At 60.4% G+C, this 21235-nt stretch carries 15 protein-coding genes; 5 read left to right on the top strand and 10 right to left on the bottom strand.

What is annotated here, in order from left to right; all coding sequences use genetic code 11:
• Positions 1–10: 10 nt before the first annotated feature.
• A complete protein-coding gene (locus tag L6963_RS09205; protein WP_237207417.1) occupies positions 11–1399 on the bottom strand; it encodes an MBL fold metallo-hydrolase in 1389 nt (462 codons plus the stop codon).
• Positions 1400–1527: 128 nt separating this feature from the next.
• Between L6963_RS09205 and L6963_RS09200 the strand changes: the two genes are divergently transcribed.
• Positions 1528–1785, top strand: coding sequence for a metal-sensitive transcriptional regulator (locus L6963_RS09200; protein WP_237207416.1), 258 nt, complete (start codon positions 1528–1530; stop codon positions 1783–1785).
• Between the two features lie 111 nt (positions 1786–1896).
• Here the strand turns inward: L6963_RS09200 and L6963_RS09195 are convergent, their stop codons facing one another.
• From L6963_RS09195 to L6963_RS09170, 6 genes are all read right to left on the bottom strand, one after another.
• Positions 1897–2499: a rhodanese-like domain-containing protein gene (locus L6963_RS09195; protein WP_237196072.1), complete on the bottom strand. Its 603-nt coding sequence runs from the start codon at positions 2497–2499 to the stop codon at positions 1897–1899.
• 13 nt (positions 2500–2512) lie between these two features.
• Entirely contained in the window at positions 2513–3289 is a 777-nt protein-coding gene (locus tag L6963_RS09190; RefSeq protein ID WP_237207415.1) for a sulfite exporter TauE/SafE family protein, read from the bottom strand.
• 203 nt (positions 3290–3492) lie between these two features.
• Positions 3493–4869: an NAD-dependent succinate-semialdehyde dehydrogenase gene (locus tag L6963_RS09185; protein ID WP_237207414.1), complete on the bottom strand. Its 1377-nt coding sequence runs from the start codon at positions 4867–4869 to the stop codon at positions 3493–3495.
• Between the two features lie 331 nt (positions 4870–5200).
• Positions 5201–6547 carry a 4-aminobutyrate--2-oxoglutarate transaminase gene (gene gabT / locus L6963_RS09180; RefSeq protein ID WP_237207413.1) on the bottom strand — a complete coding sequence of 449 codons (1347 nt, stop codon included), beginning with the start codon at positions 6545–6547 and terminating at the stop codon, positions 5201–5203.
• 110 nt (positions 6548–6657) lie between these two features.
• Positions 6658–8145, bottom strand: coding sequence for an NAD-dependent succinate-semialdehyde dehydrogenase (locus L6963_RS09175; RefSeq protein WP_237207412.1), 1488 nt, complete (start codon positions 8143–8145; stop codon positions 6658–6660).
• Positions 8146–8417: 272 nt separating this feature from the next.
• Positions 8418–8924 carry a hypothetical protein gene (locus L6963_RS09170; protein WP_237196063.1) on the bottom strand — a complete coding sequence of 169 codons (507 nt, stop codon included), beginning with the start codon at positions 8922–8924 and terminating at the stop codon, positions 8418–8420.
• Positions 8925–9229: 305 nt separating this feature from the next.
• Between L6963_RS09170 and L6963_RS09165 the strand changes: the two genes are divergently transcribed.
• The 3 genes from L6963_RS09165 (at position 9230) to L6963_RS09155 (ending at position 12183) form a co-directional block, all read left to right on the top strand.
• Positions 9230–10960 carry a hypothetical protein gene (locus tag L6963_RS09165; RefSeq protein ID WP_237207411.1) on the top strand — a complete coding sequence of 577 codons (1731 nt, stop codon included), beginning with the start codon at positions 9230–9232 and terminating at the stop codon, positions 10958–10960.
• 128 nt (positions 10961–11088) lie between these two features.
• Positions 11089–11685, top strand: coding sequence for an arsenic metallochaperone ArsD family protein (locus L6963_RS09160; RefSeq protein ID WP_237207410.1), 597 nt, complete (start codon positions 11089–11091; stop codon positions 11683–11685).
• Between the two features lie 36 nt (positions 11686–11721).
• Complete coding sequence (locus tag L6963_RS09155; RefSeq protein WP_237207409.1) at positions 11722–12183, top strand: GyrI-like domain-containing protein; 462 nt, start codon at positions 11722–11724, stop codon at positions 12181–12183.
• Here the strand turns inward: L6963_RS09155 and L6963_RS09150 are convergent.
• The 3 genes from L6963_RS09150 to L6963_RS09140 all read right to left on the bottom strand — a co-directional run bounded on the left by L6963_RS09150 (position 12180) and on the right by L6963_RS09140 (position 18693).
• Positions 12180–13385: a type II toxin-antitoxin system HipA family toxin gene (locus L6963_RS09150; RefSeq protein ID WP_237196055.1), complete on the bottom strand. Its 1206-nt coding sequence runs from the start codon at positions 13383–13385 to the stop codon at positions 12180–12182. The two genes, L6963_RS09155 and L6963_RS09150, sit on opposite strands and share 4 nt — an antisense overlap.
• Positions 13382–13573, bottom strand: coding sequence for a helix-turn-helix transcriptional regulator (locus L6963_RS09145; RefSeq protein WP_237196053.1), 192 nt, complete (start codon positions 13571–13573; stop codon positions 13382–13384). Before L6963_RS09145 ends, L6963_RS09150 begins: the two co-directional genes overlap by 4 nt.
• Before the next feature lie 218 nt (positions 13574–13791).
• Positions 13792–18693, bottom strand: coding sequence for an NAD-glutamate dehydrogenase (locus L6963_RS09140; RefSeq protein WP_237207408.1), 4902 nt, complete (start codon positions 18691–18693; stop codon positions 13792–13794).
• 257 nt (positions 18694–18950) lie between these two features.
• Here L6963_RS09140 and L6963_RS09135 point away from each other — a divergent pair, with 257 nt between their 5' ends.
• Positions 18951–21227: an NAD-glutamate dehydrogenase domain-containing protein gene (locus L6963_RS09135; protein ID WP_237207407.1), complete on the top strand. Its 2277-nt coding sequence runs from the start codon at positions 18951–18953 to the stop codon at positions 21225–21227.
• The last annotated feature ends 8 nt before the right edge of the window (positions 21228–21235 follow it).

The following is a 21235-nucleotide window of genomic DNA, read 5'->3' as shown; positions in this document are numbered from 1 at the left end:
CCGCACCCGGCTAGTTCTGCGCTGCCCAGGCGGCGTAGCTGCCTTCTAGCTCAAGCACGGTGTAACCGGCTCTGCGCAAGCCGCTAGCAACCACCGAGTTGCGAACACCGGACTGGCAGAAGGTCAGCAAGGTTGAGCCGGGAGCGGGCAGTTCATCAAGACGCCAGAGGGCTGAACCTCCCGAGAGTTGCTGGGCGCCGGGAATGGTGCCGGCGGCGTACTCGTTTTTAGCGCGTACATCGACCAGGGCGTCGCGGTTGGTGGCGTCCAGCTCGTCCACTGTGACCAGGGGCGGGGTGAAGTTCACCAGGGGTTCGATGTCGGTGGTGTAGTAGCGCACGGTATCGATACCTACCCGGTAGAGGGCATCGCGCAGGTGAGTCGCTTGGGCTTCAGTATCGGCCAGGACGACCAGGGGGCGGCTTTCGCGTTCGGGGTCTAGCACCCATGCTGCGAAGTTAGAGGCCTGGGGGCCTGCCGGAACATTCAGCGAGCCTTCCACAGTGCCGCTGTGCACGTCGTGCTGGTCGCGGGTATCAATGAAGATAGCCTCGTCAGCCTCAAGTTTTTCTGCCACCTGGGCAGCGGTGAGTTCAGCAGGTTCGAGGGCAGGGTAACCGGTGAGGGCAGGGCCGACCCGGTTTTCCTTCTTCATGCGGGCAAAGTAGGCGTGGGCGTCAGGCTGGCCGTTGAGCAGCTCGTCAATAAAGCCCTGTTCGTCGTTGTTGCGCACGTAGGGAGCCCACCAGGCATAGGCTTTTTCGTAGCCAACGGTGCTTGAGGGAACCGCGCCGAGAGCCTTGCCGCAGGGGGATCCTGCGCCGTGGGCGGGGTGCACCTGCACGTGGTCAGGTAGGGGCATGAATACATGTTTGAGGCTGGCAAAGAGGTCGCGAGCCCCGGCAAAGCGGGTGTCGATGCCGCCTGCTGCCTCGTCGAGTAGGTCGGGGCGGCCCAGGTCGCCCACGAAGACGAAGTCGCCGGTGAGCATGTAGCCGGGGGCATCGGCCACAGCACCATCGGTGATAAGGAATGAGAGATGCTCCGGGGTGTGGCCGGGGGTGTGCTGGGCGGTGACGGTAATCTTTCCGAGCTGGATGGTGTCGCCGTGGTAGAGGCGCGTGCCGTCGAAATCATACTGCCAGTCGTCCCCGCCTTCGCCGGAGAGGTATACGGTGGCGCCGGTTGCGGACGCCAGTTCGCGGGTTCCTGAGAGGTAGTCGGCGTGGATGTGAGTTTCGGTGGTCGCCACAATCTTCATGTTATTTTTGGCAGCCAGGTCGAGGTAGACCTGGATGTCGCGGCGGGCATCGACCACAATGGCCTCGCCCTTGCGCTGGCAGCCGATGAGGTAGCTGGCTTGGGCAAGGCCTTCTTCGTAGATGCGTTCAAAGAGCACGGTAGATCCTTTCAGTGCAACCAATATAAAAATACCCCCAGGGGTATTTAAAAGATAGCAGAATCCCAACCGGAAACAAACCCCCGGGGGTATACTAGAGAAAAAGTTTTTACAAGAAAGCAGAAGCCATGCAACTCAACCCCGAAGAGATGAAACCGGTCATCAACCGTCTCAAGCGTGCCCAAGGCCAACTCAACGGCATTATCCGTATGCTCGAAGAGGGCGATGACTGCCAAAAAATTGTCACCCAGCTCGCCGCCGCCTCTAAAGCGGTCGACCGCGCCAGCTTTGCCGTGGTCGCCAACGGGCTCCAGCAGTGCCTTACCTCAGATAAGCCCGAGATGACCCCCGAACAACTAGAGAAAATGTTCCTCTCGCTCGCCTAAGGCCCACACAGCACACCAAAACGCCGCGCCCCTCCCCCACCCCAGCACTGACAAGGCGCGGGGCAGGAGCCAGGGGGTGCGGCGTCCCTGTTTTAAAATTTAAGGCGGGGCCTAGCTAACCCGAGAGTCACCAGTAGCGGCCAGGCGGCGCTTTGCCTCGCGCAAGGTGACGTCGCCACCCTTGTTATAGGGCAACTTTGAAAGCGCCGCACCCATGGCGCAGGTATTACTGACCGCCGCAAAAGTCAGACCGCCGCCAATGGCACCAGCCAGGTACTTGGCCTTGGGGAAGATGGCACTAGCTGCCACCCCACCCAGCACCAGGGAACCTGCCACCAGGCGCACCTGGCGCTCGAGATCCCAGCGGGCTGGGCCCACATTGACGGGCTGATCAGCCTTCTTCCAGGCCTCCATACCGCCGGTGAGCACACTGGTGCGGGTAACACCAGCCCCAGCCAGGAGCTTCTGGGCGCGGGTAGCGCGAGCACCGGAACGACAGATAATGACAGCTTCATCATCAATGAAAGCACTCAGCTCTTCGGGGTGCTTTTCAATTAGAGCCAAGGGTACATTTACACTCCCGGGAATATGGGCACCCTCGTATTCCGCTGCGGTGCGCACATCGAGCAGCAGGGTCGTGTGGGAGTCTTTAATGTTCTGCGCCAGCTGCTGCACCTCAAGAGTTGAGGGGAGAGAGCTTGTAGTATCTGACATGTTTTTCCTTTCTTTATGCCATCAGTTCAATGAGGGTGGTAGCTGCCATGTAGGCTGCGACGACGTAGAGAAAAATTGCGAAGGCTAGCTGCAGGGAACGCTGGGGCACCCGCCTACCACCCCAGGTGCCGGCCAGGGTACCGACCACAGTTGTAGCCAGCAAGGGGGCAAGCGCCGACCAATCCAAGGACGGCAGGGCCCCAACTCCCAGGGCTAGGGCAACAAAGCTGTTGATGAGGATAACCAGTAGAGAGGTCCCCACGGCGGTTGCCATACTGAGCCCCAAGATTAGAGTCAGGGCGGGCACGATAGCAAAACCACCACCCACACCAAAGAAGCCGGTCAAAAAGCCAACCCCTGTAGCCGCACCCACCAGCGCAAGTCCCTGCCGAAAGGCAGAGGGGCGGGAGGCGGCGTCCGCACTTTGTGCCCGAATAGACCCCCTGCGCGCTGCACGCACCATCAGACTGGCAACCACCAGCAGCAGAACAGAGAAGGCCAGCAGGAGCAGCTGCCCATCGATGCCATGAGCCAGCACTCGACCGCCGTAGGCACCGGCTAAACCAAGGGCACCAAAAAGGGCGCCGCGTCGCCAGTCAACAGAGCGGGCCTGAGTCACCACACCCGTGCTAGCGCCGATTCCCACAACAACCAGGGAGGCCAGGGTCGCCTGGGTGGGTGTAAAGCCAAACCCATAGACCAGCAGGGGAATCGCCAAAATAGCTCCGCCCCCACCTAGGGCACCCATGAGCAGACCCACGGCCAGGCCGCCTGCAAGAGCTAACAGCACGGTTCTTCTTTCTCTTTCTTCACCCTAGAGATAATACCCCTAGGGGTATGTGAAAGACAAGGTTGCCCACCCCCACATAACACCAGTCCCACGGTTCGTCACGAGCCGGATGTATCGTCCGGGGTTTCATGACAAACCGTGGGGCTGGGCAATCTGCACTAGCGACAGCACACCCTACGCCTAAGCCTGCGGGTCAAACAGGCCTACTTCTGCACGAAGTAGAGGCGCTTGTTGACGAATTCGTCCATGCCGTAGGGGCCGAGTTCGCGGCCGTAGCCGGAGTTCTTGACGCCGCCGAAGGGGATTTCGGCGCCTTCGCCGGCGGGGGTGTTGATGTTGACCATGCCGGCGTCAATCTGCTGGGCCAGGCGGCGGGCGCGGGCCTCGTCCTGGGAGAATACGGCGCCGCCCAGGCCGTACTGGGTGTTGTTAGCCAGCTCGATGGCTTCCTCGTCGCTCTCGACCCGGTAGACGGTGGCGACGGGGCCGAAGAGTTCCTGGTAGTAGACCTCGGAGCCGACGGGCACATCGGTGAGGACGGCCGGGGAGAGGTAGGCGCTCTTATCGTCCAGCAGCTGCCCACCGACGCGCAGGGTGGCACCGGCGGCAACGGCCTCGTCGAGCTGCTTCTTGAGGCCTTCGGCTGCCGAGCGGGAGGAGAGGGCCATGTAGGTGGTCTCGTCCGCTTCGGAGGGCTTGCCCGGCTTCATGGCCTCGGCCAGCTTGACCAGTTCAGCGATAAACTCGTCGTAGATGTCAGCCATGACGATCATGCGCTTGTTGGAGTTGCAAGCCTGGCCGGTGTTGTACATGCGGAAACCCCAGGCGGTGGCGGCGGCTTCAGCGACGTTGTCGGTATCGAGCACGATGTAGGGGTCAGAGCCGCCCAGTTCGAGCACGGCCTTCTTGAGGTTGCGCCCGGCAATACCGGCAACGATAGCGCCAGCTCGTTCGGATCCGGTCAGTGAGACACCCTGGATGTGGCGGTGACCAATCATGGTTTCGATCTGGTCGTGGCTAGCGAAAACTGCCTCGTAGGCACCTTCGGGCAGCCCGGCGTCCTTCATAATCTCAGCGATTACGAGCGCTGATTTGGGGCAGATTTCGGCGTGCTTGAGCACGATGGTGTTGCCCAGCATGAGGTTGGGGGCAGCGAAGCGGGCGACCTGGTAGTAGGGGAAGTTCCAGGGCATGATACCCAGCAGGGCGCCCAGGGGCTTGCGCTGGATGTAGGCCTCGGAGTTTTCGGTCTCTGAGGGAATCGGCTCGTCTTTGAGATGGTCAGCAGCGATTCCGGCGTAGTAGGCAAAGATAGCGGAGGAGAATTCGGCTTCTTCGATACCTTCTGAGATGGGCTTACCCATTTCCTGGGAGATGATTTCGGCCAGCTCCTGCTTACGCTCTTCGAAGAGCTCGGCGATGCGGTTGACGATAGCGGCGCGCTCTTCGACGCTGGTGGTGCGCCAGGAAAGGTAGGCGGCATGGGCGCGCTCTACAGCCTCGACGGCCTGCTCGTCGGTGAGGGTGTCGAAGGTTTCGAGCACCTCGCCGGTGGTGGGGTCTTCAAGTCGGTAGCTCATGGGTTTAGCTCCTTTGTGTTTGTGGGTATGTGCGGTACGGACGCCCCTGCGCCGACTAACCTTCTCGCAGGCTCGCAAGCTCGCATGCGATTCATGCCAGCCCCAGCCAGTCGGCTTACGGGGCGTCCGTACCGCACCTAAATGCAACTCAACAAGCTGGATGCGGGGCCAGCTCTCGGGCGGGAAATACCCTCAAAGCCAGGCTGGCTGGGTCTGGCGTGAATCGTAGCGAGCCCCCAGGGCGAGCTACGAGAGGGTCAGCCTGGCGGAGGGTATTTCCTGCCCGTTTCCTGGCGCAGGGGCACCTGCCCTGCCCATACAAAACAGGTGATTAGTTCCCCGCGACCTTGCGGATTTCTTCCACGAAGATGTCCAGGGCCTGGCCCAGGAGCTCTTCGCTGATGGTCAGCGGGGGTAGCAGGCGCACGACGTTGCCGTAGGTGCCGCAGGTGAGGATCAGGACGCCGCGTTCGGCGCAGGCTGCTGCGATGTCTTTGGCTGCGGTGGCGTGGGGTTCCTTGGAGTCAGAATCTGCTACGAATTCGACGGCGAACATGGCGCCGCGGCCGCGGATTTCGCCGATGATGTCGAGTTCTTCAACCAGGGGGCCGAGCTTTTCGCGGGCGATCTCTTCGATGCGGGCGGCGCGGGCGTTGAGGTCCCACTCTTCCATGGTTTCGATGGTGGCAAGAGCTGCGGCACAGGCGACGGGGTTGCCACCGTAGGTGCCGCCGAGGCCGCCGGGCTGGACCTTATCGAAGAGTTCGGCGCGGCCGGTGACGGCGGAGAGGGGCATGCCGCCGGCGATGCCCTTGGCGGTGGTGATGAGGTCGGGTTCGATACCTTCGTGGTCGGAGGCGAACCAGGTGCCGGTGCGGCAGAAACCTGCCTGGACTTCGTCCGCGATAAAGACGATGCCTTTTTCGCGGGCCCAGGTGACGAGTTCGGGCAGGAAGCCTTCGGCAGGGACGATAAAGCCGCCTTCGCCCTGGATGGGTTCAATGAGGATTGCGGCGACGTATTCTGAGCCGATCTGCTTTTCAATCATGTCGATGACGCGGGCAGCTGCTTCTTTACCGCCGGTGTTGCCGTCGCGGTAGGGGTAGCTCATGGGGGCGCGGTAGACCTCGGGGGCGAAGGGGCCGAAGCCCTTCTTGTAGGGGGCGGCCTTGGCGGTGAGGGCCATGGTGAGGTTGGTGCGGCCGTGGTAGGCGTGGTCAAAGACGACGACGGCGTTGCGGCCGGTGGCTGCGCGGGCGATTTTGACGGCATTTTCTACGGCTTCGGCGCCGGAGTTGAAGAGTACGGTGCGCTTGTCGAAGTCGCCGGGAGTGAGCTGGTTGAGCTTTTCGGCGACGGCTACGTAGCCTTCGTAGGGGGTGACCATGAAGCAGGTGTGGGTGAAGTGGGTGGCTGCTTCGCGTACGGCATCTACGACTTTGGGGGCGGAGGCGCCGACGGAGGTGACGGCGATGCCGGAGCCGAGGTCGGCGAAGGAGTTGCCGTCGACGTCGACGATGACGCCACCGTCGGCGTCCGCTGCGTAGACAGGCAGGGTGGAGGCTACGCCGGCGGGAACGTTGGCGGCGCGGCGGGCGGCTAGTTCGGCGGATTTGGGGCCGGGGACGGTGCCGGTGAGGGTGATCTGCTGGGGTAGGCGGTAGGCAATCTCAGCCATGGTGGAGGTTCCTTAGTAATGGATTTTCTTGTAACTACAAAAAGGTGAGGGGTGCGGACGCCCGTGCTGGGGTGACGGTGCCGGGGCGGGCGTCCGCGGGGTTTGGGGTTTTAGTTGGCGTAGGGGTCGCGGATGCCGATGTACTGGATGGAGGAGTACTCGTCGATGCCTTCGGCTGCGCCTTCGCGGCCCATGCCGGACTGCTTGACACCACCGAAGGGGGCAGCCGCGTTGGATACCACACCAGCGTTGAAGCCCATGATGCCGAACTCTAGGTGGTCGCTAGCGCGGTAGAGACGGTCGATGGACTCGGTGTAGACATAGGAGGCCAGGCCGTATTCGGTATCGTTGGCCAGCTCGTAGGCCTCGTATTCGTCCTTGAAGGTGAAAATGGGGGCGATGGGGCCGAAGATTTCTTCGCGGGCGACGCGGGCATCGAGGGGTACATCAACGAGCACGGTGGGCTTGTAGAAGTAGCCTGCGCCTTCGCCCTTTTCACCGCCGATGAGTACGCGGGCACCCTTGGCGACGGCGTCCTCGACGAGGGCAACCATGGAGTCCTGGGCTTTCTTCTCGACGAGGGGGCCGCAGGTGACGCCTTCGTCCAGGCCGTTGCCGACCTTAAGTTCGCCCATTTTTTCGGCGAACTTCCGGGAGAACTCTTCGGCTAGGGATTCGTGCACGATGAAGCGGTTGGCGGCGGTGCAGGCTTCGCCGATGTTGCGCATTTTGGCGGCCATGGCTCCGGCGACGGCCTGATCGAGGTCGGCGTCTTCGAAGACGAGGAAGGGGGCGTTGCCGCCCAGTTCCATGGAGGTGCGCAGCACGTTGTCGGCTGCCTTTTTGAGTAGGTCCTTGCCGACGGGGGTGGAGCCGGTGAAGGAGACCTTGCGCAGGCGGGGGTCGCTCATGATGGGCTCGGAGATAGCTGCTGCCGACTTGGAGGAGACGACGTTGAGGACGCCGGCGGGCAGGCCAGCGTCGAGCATGGTCTGGGCGAAGTACTGGCTGGTGAGCGGGGTGAGGCGGGCGGGCTTGAGCACCATGGTGCAGCCTGCGGCGATGGCGGGGGCGACCTTGCGGGTGCCCATGGCCAGGGGGAAGTTCCAGGGGGTAATCAGCAGGCAGGGGCCGACGGGCTTGCGGCGGGTGATCATGCGCAGGGTGCCCTCGGGCATGTCGAGGGAGCGGCCGTAGTGGCGGGGGGTTTCTTCGGCAAACCAACGCAGGAACTCAGCGCCGTACTTGACCTCGCCGAGGGCTTCGGCGTAGGGCTTGCCCATCTCTAAGGTCATGAGGGTGGCGAACTCTTCAGCCCGTTCGGTGACGAGTTCGAAGGCGCGGCGCAGGATCTCTGCGCGTTCGCGCGGGGGTGTGGCGACCCAACCGTGCTCACCGGCTTCTTTTTCTGCCCGGCAGGCTGCATCGAGGGCGGCGAGGGCGTCTTCTTCGGTGGCGGAGGCCAGGGTTGCGATGACTTCACCGGTGGCGGGGTTTTCTACGTCGAAGGTTTCGCCGTTTGAGGCGTCTCGCCACTGGCCGCCGATGAGCAGGCCGGTAGGTACCTTTGCTAGGAGTTCTTTCACATCTACGGTCATAGCCGGTGTGCACCTTTCGTGAACTATCTGTGTGATGGGCACACCATCAGGCCCATCCTTCTGCTTATCTTACGCCCCCTACCCGCCAGGCAGGTAGCCTGTCTCACACGCCCCGGGGCGGACGCCCACCCCAGGGCGGAGCTTATTCGGGCAGGTCAATGTCACTTACATCCGTCGCAGGTTCCCCGGCATAGAGATAAACATAAAGGTAGGCAGCCCACACAGGGCTGCCTACCTTTTATTTAAATAATCATGCGACTGGCTTCAGGAGCTTACTCACGGATTTCTGCTGTTTTGGAGAAATCTGAGAAACCATCGGTAGTTGCACATTCACCATCAATAGTGAAATTCACAGAAACCGTGTAGCCACCGGTTGATTCTGCTTCTCTAACCTTGGTGGCGGGAACCTTAACATACACGTCAAAACCGAGCTCATCAAGAGCACCATCGTTGACTACAGTGATAGTACGGTTATCAGAATTGATGGTGTAATTCTGAGCATCGTATGACTGAAAAACCGATACTTCATCGCTCGCAACAAAGGTAATAGTGTTGTAGTTACTCGTTGAAGCAAAGGCATAAGAAAACAGAACAATGTAGTAACCATCTACAGTGTCTACAGATACTTCCTGGTCTATGACCGGGTTATTGAACATATAGTCAGTCGGGCAGACCAAGGAAGATGCCGCATAGGCAGGAACGGCGGCAGTGGCTACAACAACAGGAGCGGCCCATGCGCCGCCCTTGACCACGTTACGGCGCGACAGTGTGTGAGTCATGTTTTTAATTTCCCCTAAAAGTAATAAAAATCTTTTTCATGGTAGCACCCTGGCCGTACTGCGGCGACAAAAAACTGGAAGAAATTTTCGCCTGTCTAGACCTGAGTGCCACAGAGAAAACCCGATCACCCCAAATACCTATTAACACTAGCCAGAACCTGTATTTTTAAAACATACGCACTCTTGCATATACTCCCCAAAAATTAATACAGCCGCCCCACCATCTGCCCACCCCATCATTCTCAACCCACCAGCCACGCACGCCTTATCTTCCCCACCCGCTTAAGCATGCAAAAATAGAGTCTATGAGTTTTGATTCGCACTCCGAGCTCCCCCCGCATCTTTTAGCTCTCGCACACCTTACCCAGTGGCATTCAGAGGCCCATCAGCAGCCCCTGGAGGTCCGTTTTACCGTACACAACACCACGCTAGATAGTGTTGCTTGTGCCATCACGGGCTCTTTAGGCGCCCCACCTCCAGCTGATTATGCCCGCTCAGCCACCGTCGCCATCTACGAACTGGCTCGCAGTGGAACCTTCGAAGGTTCCTATAACGTGCGTATCAACTCATCGCCAGGTGGCCAGGTCATCGTCAAGCAGATGCCTCTCTCCCCTACATCTGAACATGAAACTGAACACATCGACACACCCGTCGAAGACTCAGGGGCCACTGTCTCAAATAATGGACTACGCCTGCGCTCCGCCTTACTTGCCCGCGGGCATAACTCTGGTTATTCTCCCACTGAGGTCACCGCCGAAGAGAAGCAGCGCGGGTTCACTTTCACCCCCGAGCTCAAGTTCTATCGGGCCCTAGTACGCAACGGTGTGGTTGCCGAAGTGGCCGGGCAGAAGGTCATTGCCTCTACCCCTCAGGCCGATTTTGGGGCGTCCACCCTGGATTCTGCCCCCTGGAAGGCACCGGAAAAGACGGACGGCACCGTCCAAGCCGTCCTGAACCACAGCCTCTGGCTTGAAATTGCCAACTCCCCCAGCCACCTCTACGCCATTGATTTGGCGCCCGGCGCCCAGGGCACCGTGGGGCAGGTTATTGCGCGCAAGCGGGGTGAGGCGTCAGTGCCAGTGCAGGTTGCCCTGTCATTGGCAGATTTTGTGACCGGCGAGCTGGTAGGTCAGGACGCCACGAGCAGCTCTCCCGTCGCAGCCGCCCCCACTGGCCCCCAGACTTCAGCAGGAGCATCGCCCCTAGCACAAACCATCGCCTGGGTAGGCACCGTTGAGCCTATCGCACTCCCCGGTTTCCTGGGCTGGACTTTAGCTCCCACTGAGGCTCGCTACCGTGCGGTTCTGGCTGAGGTTGACCCCGAATCAGCAGCAGAGCCTGAGCCCGCCGTGGCCCCAGGACCCGCCAAGGGTGACGAAGCACCTGCTTCTGAAGCAGTACCGACTCCCGCTCAGATGGATGATTCTGAGCCGGTCATCGCTCCCGCGGCGCCGGTGGTTATTAAGTCCACTACGACCTCAGAAAACGCTTCGAACCTCTTCGCAACCCAGGAGGCAGACGAGCCTGCCCCCGCGCCGTCCGCCACCCCCGACTCTGAAGCCTCCCCGGTGCCGTCCGCTGAAGAGCAGGGTGAGGCGGGCGTCCGCACTGATGGAGAACCTGCGGCCCCCACAGCAGACGGTCAGGGCTCTACCGACGAGGGCGCATCCAGCCCCCTCAGCCGGGCGGCAAGCGCCTACGCAGCAGCGGCTTTCCCCAATGACCTGCCCGTCACCACCGGTGAGAAGGCTCAGGATATCCGCGATATAGACCCGGGTGTAGCCCGCGTCCCGGCCTCCCCCGAGCAGAAAAATATCGCTAATACCATCGGCACCCTGGCTTTTGGCACCCCCGAGGAGCGCAAGGAGTATCAAAGCACTGATACCGATGCTGTTCCCAGCATCGCGGCCCGGGCTAAGAAGGTATCGCTGGCGACCGAACCGGCTGAACCCCAGCAGCCTGTAGATGAGACCGAGCAGAAGCAGAACGACCGCAGCCTGCGTTCAGCCCTGCGCAAGTTCTTTATCGGCGACTAGCCCACCTACATCGAACTGACAAGGAATAACAGGAGGTGCACCCCGACTGGGGTGTGCCGCCTGACCTTTTCTGCAGGCGTTTACGGGCGTAGGCTGGTAGGGCACACCAACCAACGAACGGAGCAGCAGTGGCACGCCCCTCTCAAGACACCCTGGGTAGCACCCCCCTTGAAGTTTTCATCCCGGCTGCCGGTGAAAATCCGGACGACCCCGGCGACACCCAGCGCGACGTCTTCCTCACCGCGGCCCAGGAGCTGCTCGATGAGGGCCTAGATATTGCCGTCTACTCCACCGATTCCTACCCTTCTGCTTTTACCGACTGTGAGCCGGTAGCCGATCAGCTTGCTATGGCCGGGGCTGAGGTTCTGCCCATCTTGCTGGTGGAGGGCCTGGTCAAGGTGTCGTATATGTACCCTACCGCTGAGCAGCTGCGCCGTTTTTCCCGTTTTGGTGAGGTAAAGCAGCCCAAGGTCAACGCCGCTGCGGCTGCCTGCGGCACAGGCGGTGCGGATGCCCCCACCACGGTTCCTGCCGCTGACCCGGCTGGATTTGCTGCGGTGCTGGCAGGAGTGACCCCTAAGCCTGCCGGGGGGCCCGACATCGGCAACCGGGTCAACCTGATGGGGGGTCACGATTCTGCACCGGCGTCGCAGGGGGCCGCTACCGAATCAGGGCAGCCTGCGAAGCAGGCCTCGTGTGGCTGTGGCTGCGGGTGTGGCGACTAAAATAGAGCAGACACACATTTTTCTAAGGAGTAGTCGATGATTGGTGCGCGCGTAGAGCATAAGGATGAGTTCTTTATTGCGGGCTTCCGCGAGACCGTGAAGCAGGGCGCCGGCATTGGCGAGCTTTGGAAGAAGCTCACCGCCCACGCCGAGACGCGGGGGGTGACCATGCCTGAGGTCCACTCTATGGGTGTGATTGTGGGTATGAACGCTGCCGGCGAGTTCGACTACATGGCGGGAATTCTGGTGGAGAACCTGGAAACCGCCCAAGCCCTGGGCCTCAATGCCCTTAAGGTGGACGGTGGCGAGTTCGCGGTGACGACCGTTGAGGGCCCGGTGCCCATGAGTACCATGGCCGGGGTGGACCACCTGATGGGCACCTTCCTGCCCGCGTCAGGTTTCAAGCCCAACGGGCCGGTCTTTGAGGCTTATGGACCGGGCGACCCGTCCGCTGATGACTTTCAGATGCAGGTCTGGGTGCCGGTGAAGGCTGCTTAGAGCCCTGCCGATAGAGATAGGCGACGGTTCTTCAGAATTTTGACTAGCTGCTTACGGCGAGCAGAGTCAAAAGGAAGGCCCGTCGCCCCTTCAACAAGCTCCTCTGTTTCATGAAGCATCTTACGTAGCAAGAGGGCGGTTGCGGCAGGACGCACCCCAAGTTCCTGTCCAAAATCGAGAAAAGTCTTTGCAGAAAGCCCTCGCTCTTTTCCAAGTAGCTTAAGTGCCATCGATTGGTCGCCGTAGGGTGCAGTTGAGGGAATGTCATATACCGGCGCTAGTCGATATTTTCCAGAAGACTCGATAATGGAAATATTTTTTGCATGAAGATCGCCGTTGCCAGTAAGCCATGCAAAAGCAAACTGTCTCACTAATTCTTGGGCCACTAGAATAGGCTGGCTTGTTTTCTCTACCACCGCCTGTGCTAACCGCAAGGCTGTGACTTCATATTTATCAGCAGGATAGAGATTAAGAAGCTGACAAGCGTCTTCTACCGCATAGCGAGCCAGATGGCCATTTCCATCTATCCCTCGATCAAATCGTTGTATCAAAAGGCCCGAGCGACCAGTAATATCACGCACTAGGTGAGAGCTAACAACACCGTTACGAAAAGATATCCGACGTGCGTACTCTAGGAAAAAATGTTCATTTTCTACGAGTAATGGGTATTCGGGAGGCGTGAGCTTCAACAGATAGAAATTGTGGTTGTGACGAAGGGGGATGGTCAGCATCTTGCCCGACACTTTATCCTGAACTCCCGGAAGGGCAGCGTAGTCCAGTAATCCCTGGGCAGAGAAAAAATCAGCAAATGAAATCGATGCTAGCTGAGTCGGGTCGAACTCCGTTATAGGTTCGGCATACTCGTTATCGGGTACAACTCCGGGCGGCAGTACCCTCACATCCCCCACGGTATCAGCACCCACCGCTAGTAGAAGAGAAAGCTCATCATCCTTCGACACCTTCAACACATTTCTCAAACTCGTCAGGCGGCGACCCTCAGGTAAAAGACCTGTGAAAAATGGAGGTAATGCGCCAGCTTGATACACAAAGGGTTCATCAGTAAGCGGCAAGGTGGTTGCTACAGGTGCATGATGAGAGTCAAGATAATCAGCAGAATAACGAAACTCAGTAGTATGAGGTGTTCTGAAAAAGTGCCCGGCAAGAGTATCTTGTTTGTACACATCAGCTTTGAGTGCGTTCATGCCTCAATCACCTGAATTTTCAGACCCAGCACATCGGCAACAGCTACAGCTTTCTCTAAAGAGACACTCAAACGCCCTTTCTCCAAATCACGTAGAGTGCGTTCAGAAATACCACTGAGTGCAGCTAACTCTTCCTGTGACATTTTGAGTTTTTTACGATAGGCACGCACAACTTTTCCTAGCTCCACAGCATCTCCTAACCGGCAAAATCTCGCCGATATACTCGATTTATCTATAATTCTAGGCCACCATCCCACAAAACGGCAGAATATTGCCTACTTAAGGGAGGTGGCTATAGGAGCCACTGCTGAGGCGAAGAAGCCCACTCCTTCCCTCTATAATTTCCTGCTACTCAACCACTGGAAATCATGAGAGAAGGCATGGGCTACTGTGTATAAACCGAGGCCTAGCTGACCGCGCCGCGCAGGGTGCGCAGGGCTACCTGCAGGACGGCCAGGCGGGGGCGGCCGTCGGCGCCGGGGGCGGCGTCCTGAATCTCAGCCAGCATGGAGTCCACACGGCCCATACGGACGGGGTGGTTCTCTACCCAACGGGCTACCGCGGTGTCGCCGCTCTCGGTTCCGGCGGCCACGCCCTCACCAACTTCCTGGACGACGTTGAGCGCCAGGGAGGCAGCAATCTCGTAGAGGTCATCGCGCAGGGAGGAACGAGCCAGGGTCTCCCAGCGGTCATTACGCGGCAGCTTGGAGATAGTGGTCAGCAGCAGGTCTACCTGGAAGCGGTCGTAAACCGAGTAGTAGACACGGGCAACCTGTTCGGTGGAGAGGCCGTGAGCTTCGGCAATGCGAACCACGTCCATGAGGGCGAAAGCTTCGAACTCGCGAATCCAGTTGACGATGAGTTCTTCAGGCAGACCCCACCCTTCAGCCTGGTCACGCATAGCGCGAACGCGAGCGCGGGTGTTCTCTGAGAAGTAGTCCTTGAGTGAAGGAATGAGCTCTGCAACGGGCTTGAAGCGCTCAACCATCTCGGCGATGGGGGTGCCCACGACGACTGAGCGTTCGGCCGCAAACCAGCGGGCCAGGCGGTCGAGCACACGCTGCCAGTCCTTGATGACGGCCTGCCAGCCTTCCAGGGGAACTGAGGCAGGAAGCTCGCGATGCAACCGCGCTGAGTTGCCAATGCCAAATGTTTCACGTGAAACGTAGAAGGCGCGTGCCAGGGCGTCTACCCCCACGCCGGTTTCTTCCACTGCGCGGAAGACGTGGGTGATACCGCCCAGGTTGACCATCTCGTTGGCTACGCGGGTGCAGATAATCTGCTTGCGCAGGGGGTGAGATTCTAGGTGCTCGCCGAAGCGTTCAACCAGGGCGGGCGGGAAGTACTCGGTAAGCACACGGGCCAGGTAGGGGTCGTCTGCCAGGTCAGTCTTCTCAAGCTCTGCGGTGAGGTGGATCTTCACGTAGGCAGCAAGAACAGCCAGCTCGGGCCCGTTAAGGGTTTCACCGGTAGCCTCGTAGCGTTCGCGGATTTCCTCGTCGGTGGGTAGGAATTCCACCTCGCGGTTAAGGCCGGCGTTCTCTTCCAGGTCGTGAATCAGACGGATGTAGGCCTCAACACCGGGCACCACACCGTGGCGCTCAGCCTGCAGCAGCACGTTCTGCTCAACGTTGGTGCGCAGCACCTGGGCGCCGACGTCCTCGCGCTGGGCTTCGATGAAGCCTGCGCGTTCTTCGGCAGAGAGCTCACCGGCGGTGACCAGGCGGTCTACCAGGATCTTGATGTTGACCTCGCGGTCTGAGGTCTCTACACCGGCGGAGTTATCGATGGCGTCGGTATTGATGAGGATGCCGGCGCGGGCAGCTTCGATACGACCCAGCTGGGTGAAGCCCAGGTTACCACCTTCGCCCACGATGCGAGCGCGCAGGTCGCGGCCGTTGACGCGGATGGCGTCGTTGGCCTTGTCGCCTACGGCGGCGTGGGTTTCGGTGAAGCCCTTGACGTAGGTGCCGATACCGCCGTTGTAGAGCAGGTCGACGGGGGCCTTGAGGATGGCGGAGAGCAGTTCGGGCGGGGCCATTTCGGTGACGCCTTCGTCGAGGCCTAGGGCCTGACGTACCTGCTCGGAGATTGGGATGGACTTAGCGCCGCGCGAGTAGACGCCACCACCGGCGGAGATGAGCTCGGGGTTGTAGTCCTGCCAGGAGGAGCGGGGCAGGTTGTAGAGGCGTACACGCTCGTCGAAGGCGACATCGGCCTTGGGGTTGGGGTCCAGGAAGATGTCGCGGTGGTCGAAGGCCGCAACCAGTCGGGTGGCGCGGGAGCGCATGAGGCCGTTGCCGAAGACGTCACCGCTCATGTCGCCAATGCCGACGGCGGTGAATTCTTCGGTCTGGCAGTCGATGCCCAGCTCAGCGAAGTGGCGCTTGACTGACTCCCAGGCGCCGCGGGCGGTAATGCCCATGGCCTTGTGGTCGTAGCCGACGGAGCCGCCGGAGGCGAAGGCGTCGCCCAGCCAGAAGCCGTAGTCTGCGCTGATGGCATTAGCGGTGTCTGAGAAGGATGCGGTGCCCTTGTCAGCGGCTACAACCAGGTAGTAGTCGTCGCCGTCGCGGGCGATAACGCGGGGGTTGTGTACGACGGTTTCGCTGCCGTCAGCCTCAATAGCCAGGTTGTCGGTGACGTCGAGCAGGGAGGCGATGAAGACCTTGTAGGACTCGCGACCTTCGGTAATCCAGGCGTCTCGGTCGAGGGCCGGGTTGGGGAGCTGCTTGGGGTAGAAGCCGCCCTTGGCACCGGTGGGGATAATGACGGCGTTCTTGACCATCTGAGCCTTGACCAGGCCCAGCACCTCGGTGCGGAAGTCTTCGCGGCGGTCAGACCAGCGCAGGCCACCGCGGGCAACGGAGCCGAAGCGCAGGTGCACACCCTCAACGCGGGGTGAGTAGACAAAGATTTCGAAGGTGGGGCGGGGCAGGGGCGCAAAATCAATCTGGCCGGGTGCCACCTTGAGGGCGAGGGCAGGACGATCCAGGTAGGCGTTGGTGCGCAGGGTCGCCTTCATGACGGCGGCCAAGGAGCGCATGAAGCGGTCCACGTCGAGGGTGGGGATGGCATCCAGGACGCCGCCCAGTTCACGCAAGACCTGCTCACGGGCGTCCTCGCGCTGCTCGTCGCTTGCGAACTCGGCATCGGGGTCGAAGCTAGCTGCGAAGTAGTCGGCGAGTAGGCGGGTAGCGGCAGGGTAGGCAAGCAGGGTATCAGACATGAACTCTGCGGTGTAGACCTGCCCCAGCTGCACCAGGTAGTGGGTGTAGGCGCGCAGCACGCGGACCTGCTCCCAGGTCAGCCCCTCTGCAAGAATCAGGCGGTCTAGGCTGTCGGACTCTCGCTTGCCCAGCAGGTAGGCGTTCAGGGCATCCTCGTAGAGAGCAGCGACCTTCTCCGCTTCGATACCTTCGGGCAGTTCAACACCGAAGTCATAGAGGGAGAAGCTGCGGCCGTCTGCCGGGGTGATGTCGTAGGGCTTCTGATCGATAACGACCAGACCCATATTCTGCATCACGGGTAGCAGCTCGGTGAGGGTGTGGGCACTAGCCAGGTAGGTCTTGATGCGGGTTCGACCCTGGCGCTCCCCCATGCGGATGGCGGCCGGCTGCTCGTCGCTGAGAGATTCGAAAATATTGATATCTTCAACGGCGTTTTCTACCTCGTAGTCGGCGCGGTAGGTCATGGGCACAGCCTCAGACCAAGCTGAGGCAGCTGCACGGCCGTCCTCGGCGCTCAAACCTTCGCCGGCAGCTGCTGTCTCAACGGCAGCCGCGGTTGCCTCGCCCCAGGATCGGGTAGCTTCCTGCAGACGGCGCTCAATCGCCTTGGCATCCAGGGCCGGAATGGTGTTAGGGGTTGTCAGGCGCAGACGGAAGAAGATACGAGCCAGGGACGAGGTGGAGAGGTAGACCTCGAAGTCTAGGCTTTCAATATCGATGAACTCGTGGAAGACAGCTTCCAGGCGCTGACGCACGTGGGTGTTGTAGCGGTCGCGGGGCAGGAAGACTGTGGCGGAGACAAAGCGGCCAAAGGCGTCCGGACGCAGGAAGAGGCGGGTGGTGCGACGCTCTTCCAGGCCCATGATGCCACGGAAGGTATCGGTAAGTTCCTGTAGGTCGGCGTGGAGAAGTTCGAGGCGGGGGTAGTCTTCGATAATGCCGGCCAGGGTCTTGTCGGAGTGGGAGCCTGGCTGGTAGCCCAGGTGGCGGCGCATGATAGCTACACGTTCACGCACGATGGGGGTTTCGACGGCGGGCAGAGAGTACGCCTGGCGGGAGAAGAGGCCCAGAATGACGTATTCACCCACAATCTTGCCGGAGCGGTCAAAGTCGCGCACACCGATGTAGTCCAGGTACTCGTGGCGGTGCACGGTGGAGCGGGAGTTGGCCTTGGTGATGTAGAGGGGCTTGGGGTCGCGGGCGTTTTCGAGGCCCAGACCGGTGAGGACGATGGGGTCACCTTCTCCGGTATCGGCAAGAATACCCAGGCCAGAGCCGTCACGGTCGGTCAGCAGCAGGTCACCGGAGCGGCCTGAAAGGTCGCGTTCCTTAATGCCCATGAAGAGGAAGTTGCCGCGGGTGAGCCAGCGCAAGAATTCCTGGACCGATTCAATGCGGGTCATGGGGTCGGCATCGGAGTTGATGGAACCGGTGTAGTGGGCAGCCCCGCCCAGGGTAACGTCGGTGAGTTCGCCCAGTTTTTCGGCGATGTCGAGGGTGCGGGCGGCCATGGCGTCGTTGTCACGGGCAGCGCGGCGCACGTCGATCAGGATGGAGCGAATTTCGTTTTCAAGGCGGGCGATGCTATCGCCCTCAACGCGAGAGGTAAGGCGGACGGCAATCCACGACTCGATGGTGGCACCGGCACCGATGTTGCCGGTAGCGGCATCGCGCAGAATAGGCATAGAAACGGTGTCACCGCTTGCCACAGGCTGCTTAAAACCGGTACCTGTGGCGTTGATGAGGTGCCCGCTCTCATCACGGTCCACCACAAAGGTGGGGTGAATCAGACCCGAGATACCGCCCCAGTTAGCGGCAATCTGAGCGGTAATAGATGAGACCAGGAAGCTGGTGTCATCCACAACGATAAAGAGGGTGCTACCGGCGTCGTCATTGCTCACTGAAATGAGGGCTTCACCAGCTTCACGCTGTTCTGCCAGAGCACGGTGGGCCTGGGCCAGGTTGGTGAGCTGCTGGTCGCTCAGACCTTCAAGCTCATCGGCTGAGCTGTGACGGTAGTATTCATTGATCCAATCTTCACTGCCGGACCAGTGGGCTGAACGATTGTTCGTAAGCAAGGGTTTGCCTTTCGCTGGGCGGATGTCACTCCGTTGTGATATCTGGGAACGCAGGTGTGTGTTCCACTTACATAGTAGTCGGGAAGGCGGCGGGGAGTGAACCGCAACACCCAGGAGGCAGCCTGCACCCAGCAGCTCTTCATATGCGAGACATACAGTCTCACATTGCAAAAATGGTATCGCCAGCTCGACCTTCGCCCTCTTATGCTGGAATTTCCACCAGGGCACTAAGGTGCCCTCCCCGACTAGAAGGGCAGATGATGTCAGCCACTACTACTTCAGCTCTCTCAGCCAAGGTTCTGCACGCTTATTCCCGCTATCTCCTGCAGCTCGGAGCCAACTTCAGCGAAGACTTCATGGCCCAGGCTCTTGCCGACAACCCCGGCGTCGCCGCAGGTATTGCCGATATCTTCAGCACCGGCTTCGACCCCGCCCTCGAAAAGGACGCGGACGCCCGCCGCGCCTCCCAGCGCGCAGCGGCTGAAGACGTGCGCGCCGATATCGAAAAGCTGGACGACGAAACCCAGGATTTCTTCACCAAGCTGCTTGAGGTCGTCCTCGCAACTGTTCGCACCAATGCCTATCAGGGTAAAGAAACCATCGCCCTAAAAATTTCAACCCGCGATATCTCTTTCGCGCCCCTCCCCAAGCCGCTCTTTGAAATTTTTGTCGAAGGTGAAGCTCTCGAAGGTGTGCATCTGCGCTTTGGCAAGGTTGCCCGCGGTGGTCTGCGCTGGAGCGACCGCCCCGAGGATTTCCGCACCGAGGTGCTCGGTCTGGTTAAAGCTCAGGTCACCAAGAACGCCGTTATCATCCCCACCGGCTCCAAGGGCGGTTTCGTCCCCAAGAACCTGCCCGACCGTGATGCCGAGCAGGACAAGTACAACGAGATGGGTGTTGCCGCCTACAAGCTCTTCATCCAGTCCCTGCTAGACGTCACCGACAACCTGGTTACCGACGAGCAGGGTGAACAGCAGATTGTCCGCCCCGAAAACGTCGTCGCCCTCGACGAGAACGACCACTACCTGGTCGTTGCAGCCGATAAGGGTACCGCAACCTTCTCTGACACCGCTAACGCTATCTCTATCGCTAACGGCTTCTGGCTGGGCGACGCCTTCGCCTCCGGCGGCTCCGTCGGCTTCGACCACAAGGAAATGGGTATTACCGCCCGCGGCGCCTGGGAATCTGTCAAGCGCCACTTCGCTGCCCTGGGGCACGATTCTCAGGCTGAAGACTTCACTATGGTGGGTATCGGCGGCATGGCCGGCGATGTGTTCGGCAATGGCGCCCTGCTCTCAGAGCATATCCGCCTGATTGGCGCCTTCGACTCCCGCCATATCTTCATCGACCCCAACCCCGATGCAGCTACTTCTTTTGCCGAACGTCAGCGCCTCTTCAACCTGCCCCGTGCCTACTGGACCGACTACAAGCCCGAACTGATTTCAGAGGGCGGCGGCGTTTACTCCCGTAAAGACAAGGCCATCGAGGTCACACCCCAGATGCGGGAGGCCCTGGGCCTTGATAGCGCCGTTGAAACCATGAGCGGCGACCAGCTCATTACCGCCCTGCTCAAGGCCCCCGTAGACCTGCTCTACACCGGCGGAACCGGCACCTACGTGCGCTCCACCGAAGAAAGCAACAGCCAGGTCGGCGACTCCACCAACGACAAGCTCCGCATCACCGCACCCGAGCTGCGGGTGCGCGTCATCTCCGAAGGTGGCAACCTGGGTCTCACTCAGCGAGCCCGCATCGAGGCAGCAGCGGGTGGCATCCTCGTCAACACCGATGCTATCGACAACTCTGCCGGCGTTGAGACCTCAGACCGCGAAGTCAACCTCAAGATTCTCATGGGTCGCGCTATCGAAGCGGGTCAGTTCAAGGAGGGCGACCGCGCCGACTTCATCGCTGAGCAGGTCGAAGAAGTAGGCCGCCGCGTGCTGCGCTCCAACCTGGAGCAGAACGTACTCTTGCAGGCAGAGCGCACCGAAGCTTTCAACACCAACGACATTGCGGGCGAGTTCATGGACTACCTGACCGAGACCGTACACCTGGACCGCGAGGTTGAGCTACTCCCCTCAGATGCCGAACTAGCAGACCGGGCCGAAGCCCACGTCCCCCTCACCAGCCCTGAGCTCTCAGTACTCACCGCCTATGCAAAGATCGACCTCACCGCGGCCCTTGTTGACAGCGGCTACGCCGACGAGCCCGACCTCGACCTCAGCGACGTCCTGGCTGACTACTTCCCGACTCCCGCTACCGAGAAGTTTGGCTCCTACTTCGACGAGCACCCCCTGCGCAGCGAAATCATCGCAACCCGCGCAGCTAACCGCATGATCAACCACGCGGGTATCACCTTCGTGTACGAGATGAAGAAGAAGCACGGAGCTTCGGTCAACGATATTGCCCGCGCCTTCCGCGCAGCCCGTCTCGAAGCTGGCGCCCTACCCGATATTGAGGGTAACGGCGACTTCGACGCCTGGGTCGAAGGAGCACAGGCCCTCCGCGAGGCCATCGACGCCAAGCTCTCCCGCTAGACCCGCGG

The organism is Rothia nasimurium (assembly GCF_928392795.1).
Lineage (GTDB): Bacteria > Actinomycetota > Actinomycetes > Actinomycetales > Micrococcaceae > Rothia > Rothia nasimurium_F.
The sequence above is the reverse complement of the archived record's forward strand: the minus strand, read 5'-3'. Positions and strand labels throughout refer to the sequence as shown.

What these genes read in the sequence shown, in the direction of transcription:
- L6963_RS09200 (WP_237207416.1), top strand. Translation starts at nt 1,528, where the DNA reads ATGCAACTCAACCCCGAAGAGATGAAACCGGTCATCAACCGTCTCAAG.
- L6963_RS09195 (WP_237196072.1), bottom strand. Translation starts at nt 2,499, where the DNA reads ATGTCAGATACTACAAGCTCTCTCCCCTCAACTCTTGAGGTGCAGCAG.
- L6963_RS09185 (WP_237207414.1), bottom strand. Translation starts at nt 4,869, where the DNA reads ATGAGCTACCGACTTGAAGACCCCACCACCGGCGAGGTGCTCGAAACC.
- gabT (WP_237207413.1), bottom strand. Translation starts at nt 6,547, where the DNA reads ATGGCTGAGATTGCCTACCGCCTACCCCAGCAGATCACCCTCACCGGC.
- L6963_RS09175 (WP_237207412.1), bottom strand. Translation starts at nt 8,145, where the DNA reads ATGACCGTAGATGTGAAAGAACTCCTAGCAAAGGTACCTACCGGCCTG.
- L6963_RS09170 (WP_237196063.1), bottom strand. Translation starts at nt 8,924, where the DNA reads ATGACTCACACACTGTCGCGCCGTAACGTGGTCAAGGGCGGCGCATGG.
- L6963_RS09165 (WP_237207411.1), top strand. Translation starts at nt 9,230, where the DNA reads ATGAGTTTTGATTCGCACTCCGAGCTCCCCCCGCATCTTTTAGCTCTC.
- L6963_RS09155 (WP_237207409.1), top strand. Translation starts at nt 11,722, where the DNA reads ATGATTGGTGCGCGCGTAGAGCATAAGGATGAGTTCTTTATTGCGGGC.
- L6963_RS09150 (WP_237196055.1), bottom strand. Translation starts at nt 13,385, where the DNA reads ATGAACGCACTCAAAGCTGATGTGTACAAACAAGATACTCTTGCCGGG.
- L6963_RS09135 (WP_237207407.1), top strand. Translation starts at nt 18,951, where the DNA reads ATGATGTCAGCCACTACTACTTCAGCTCTCTCAGCCAAGGTTCTGCAC.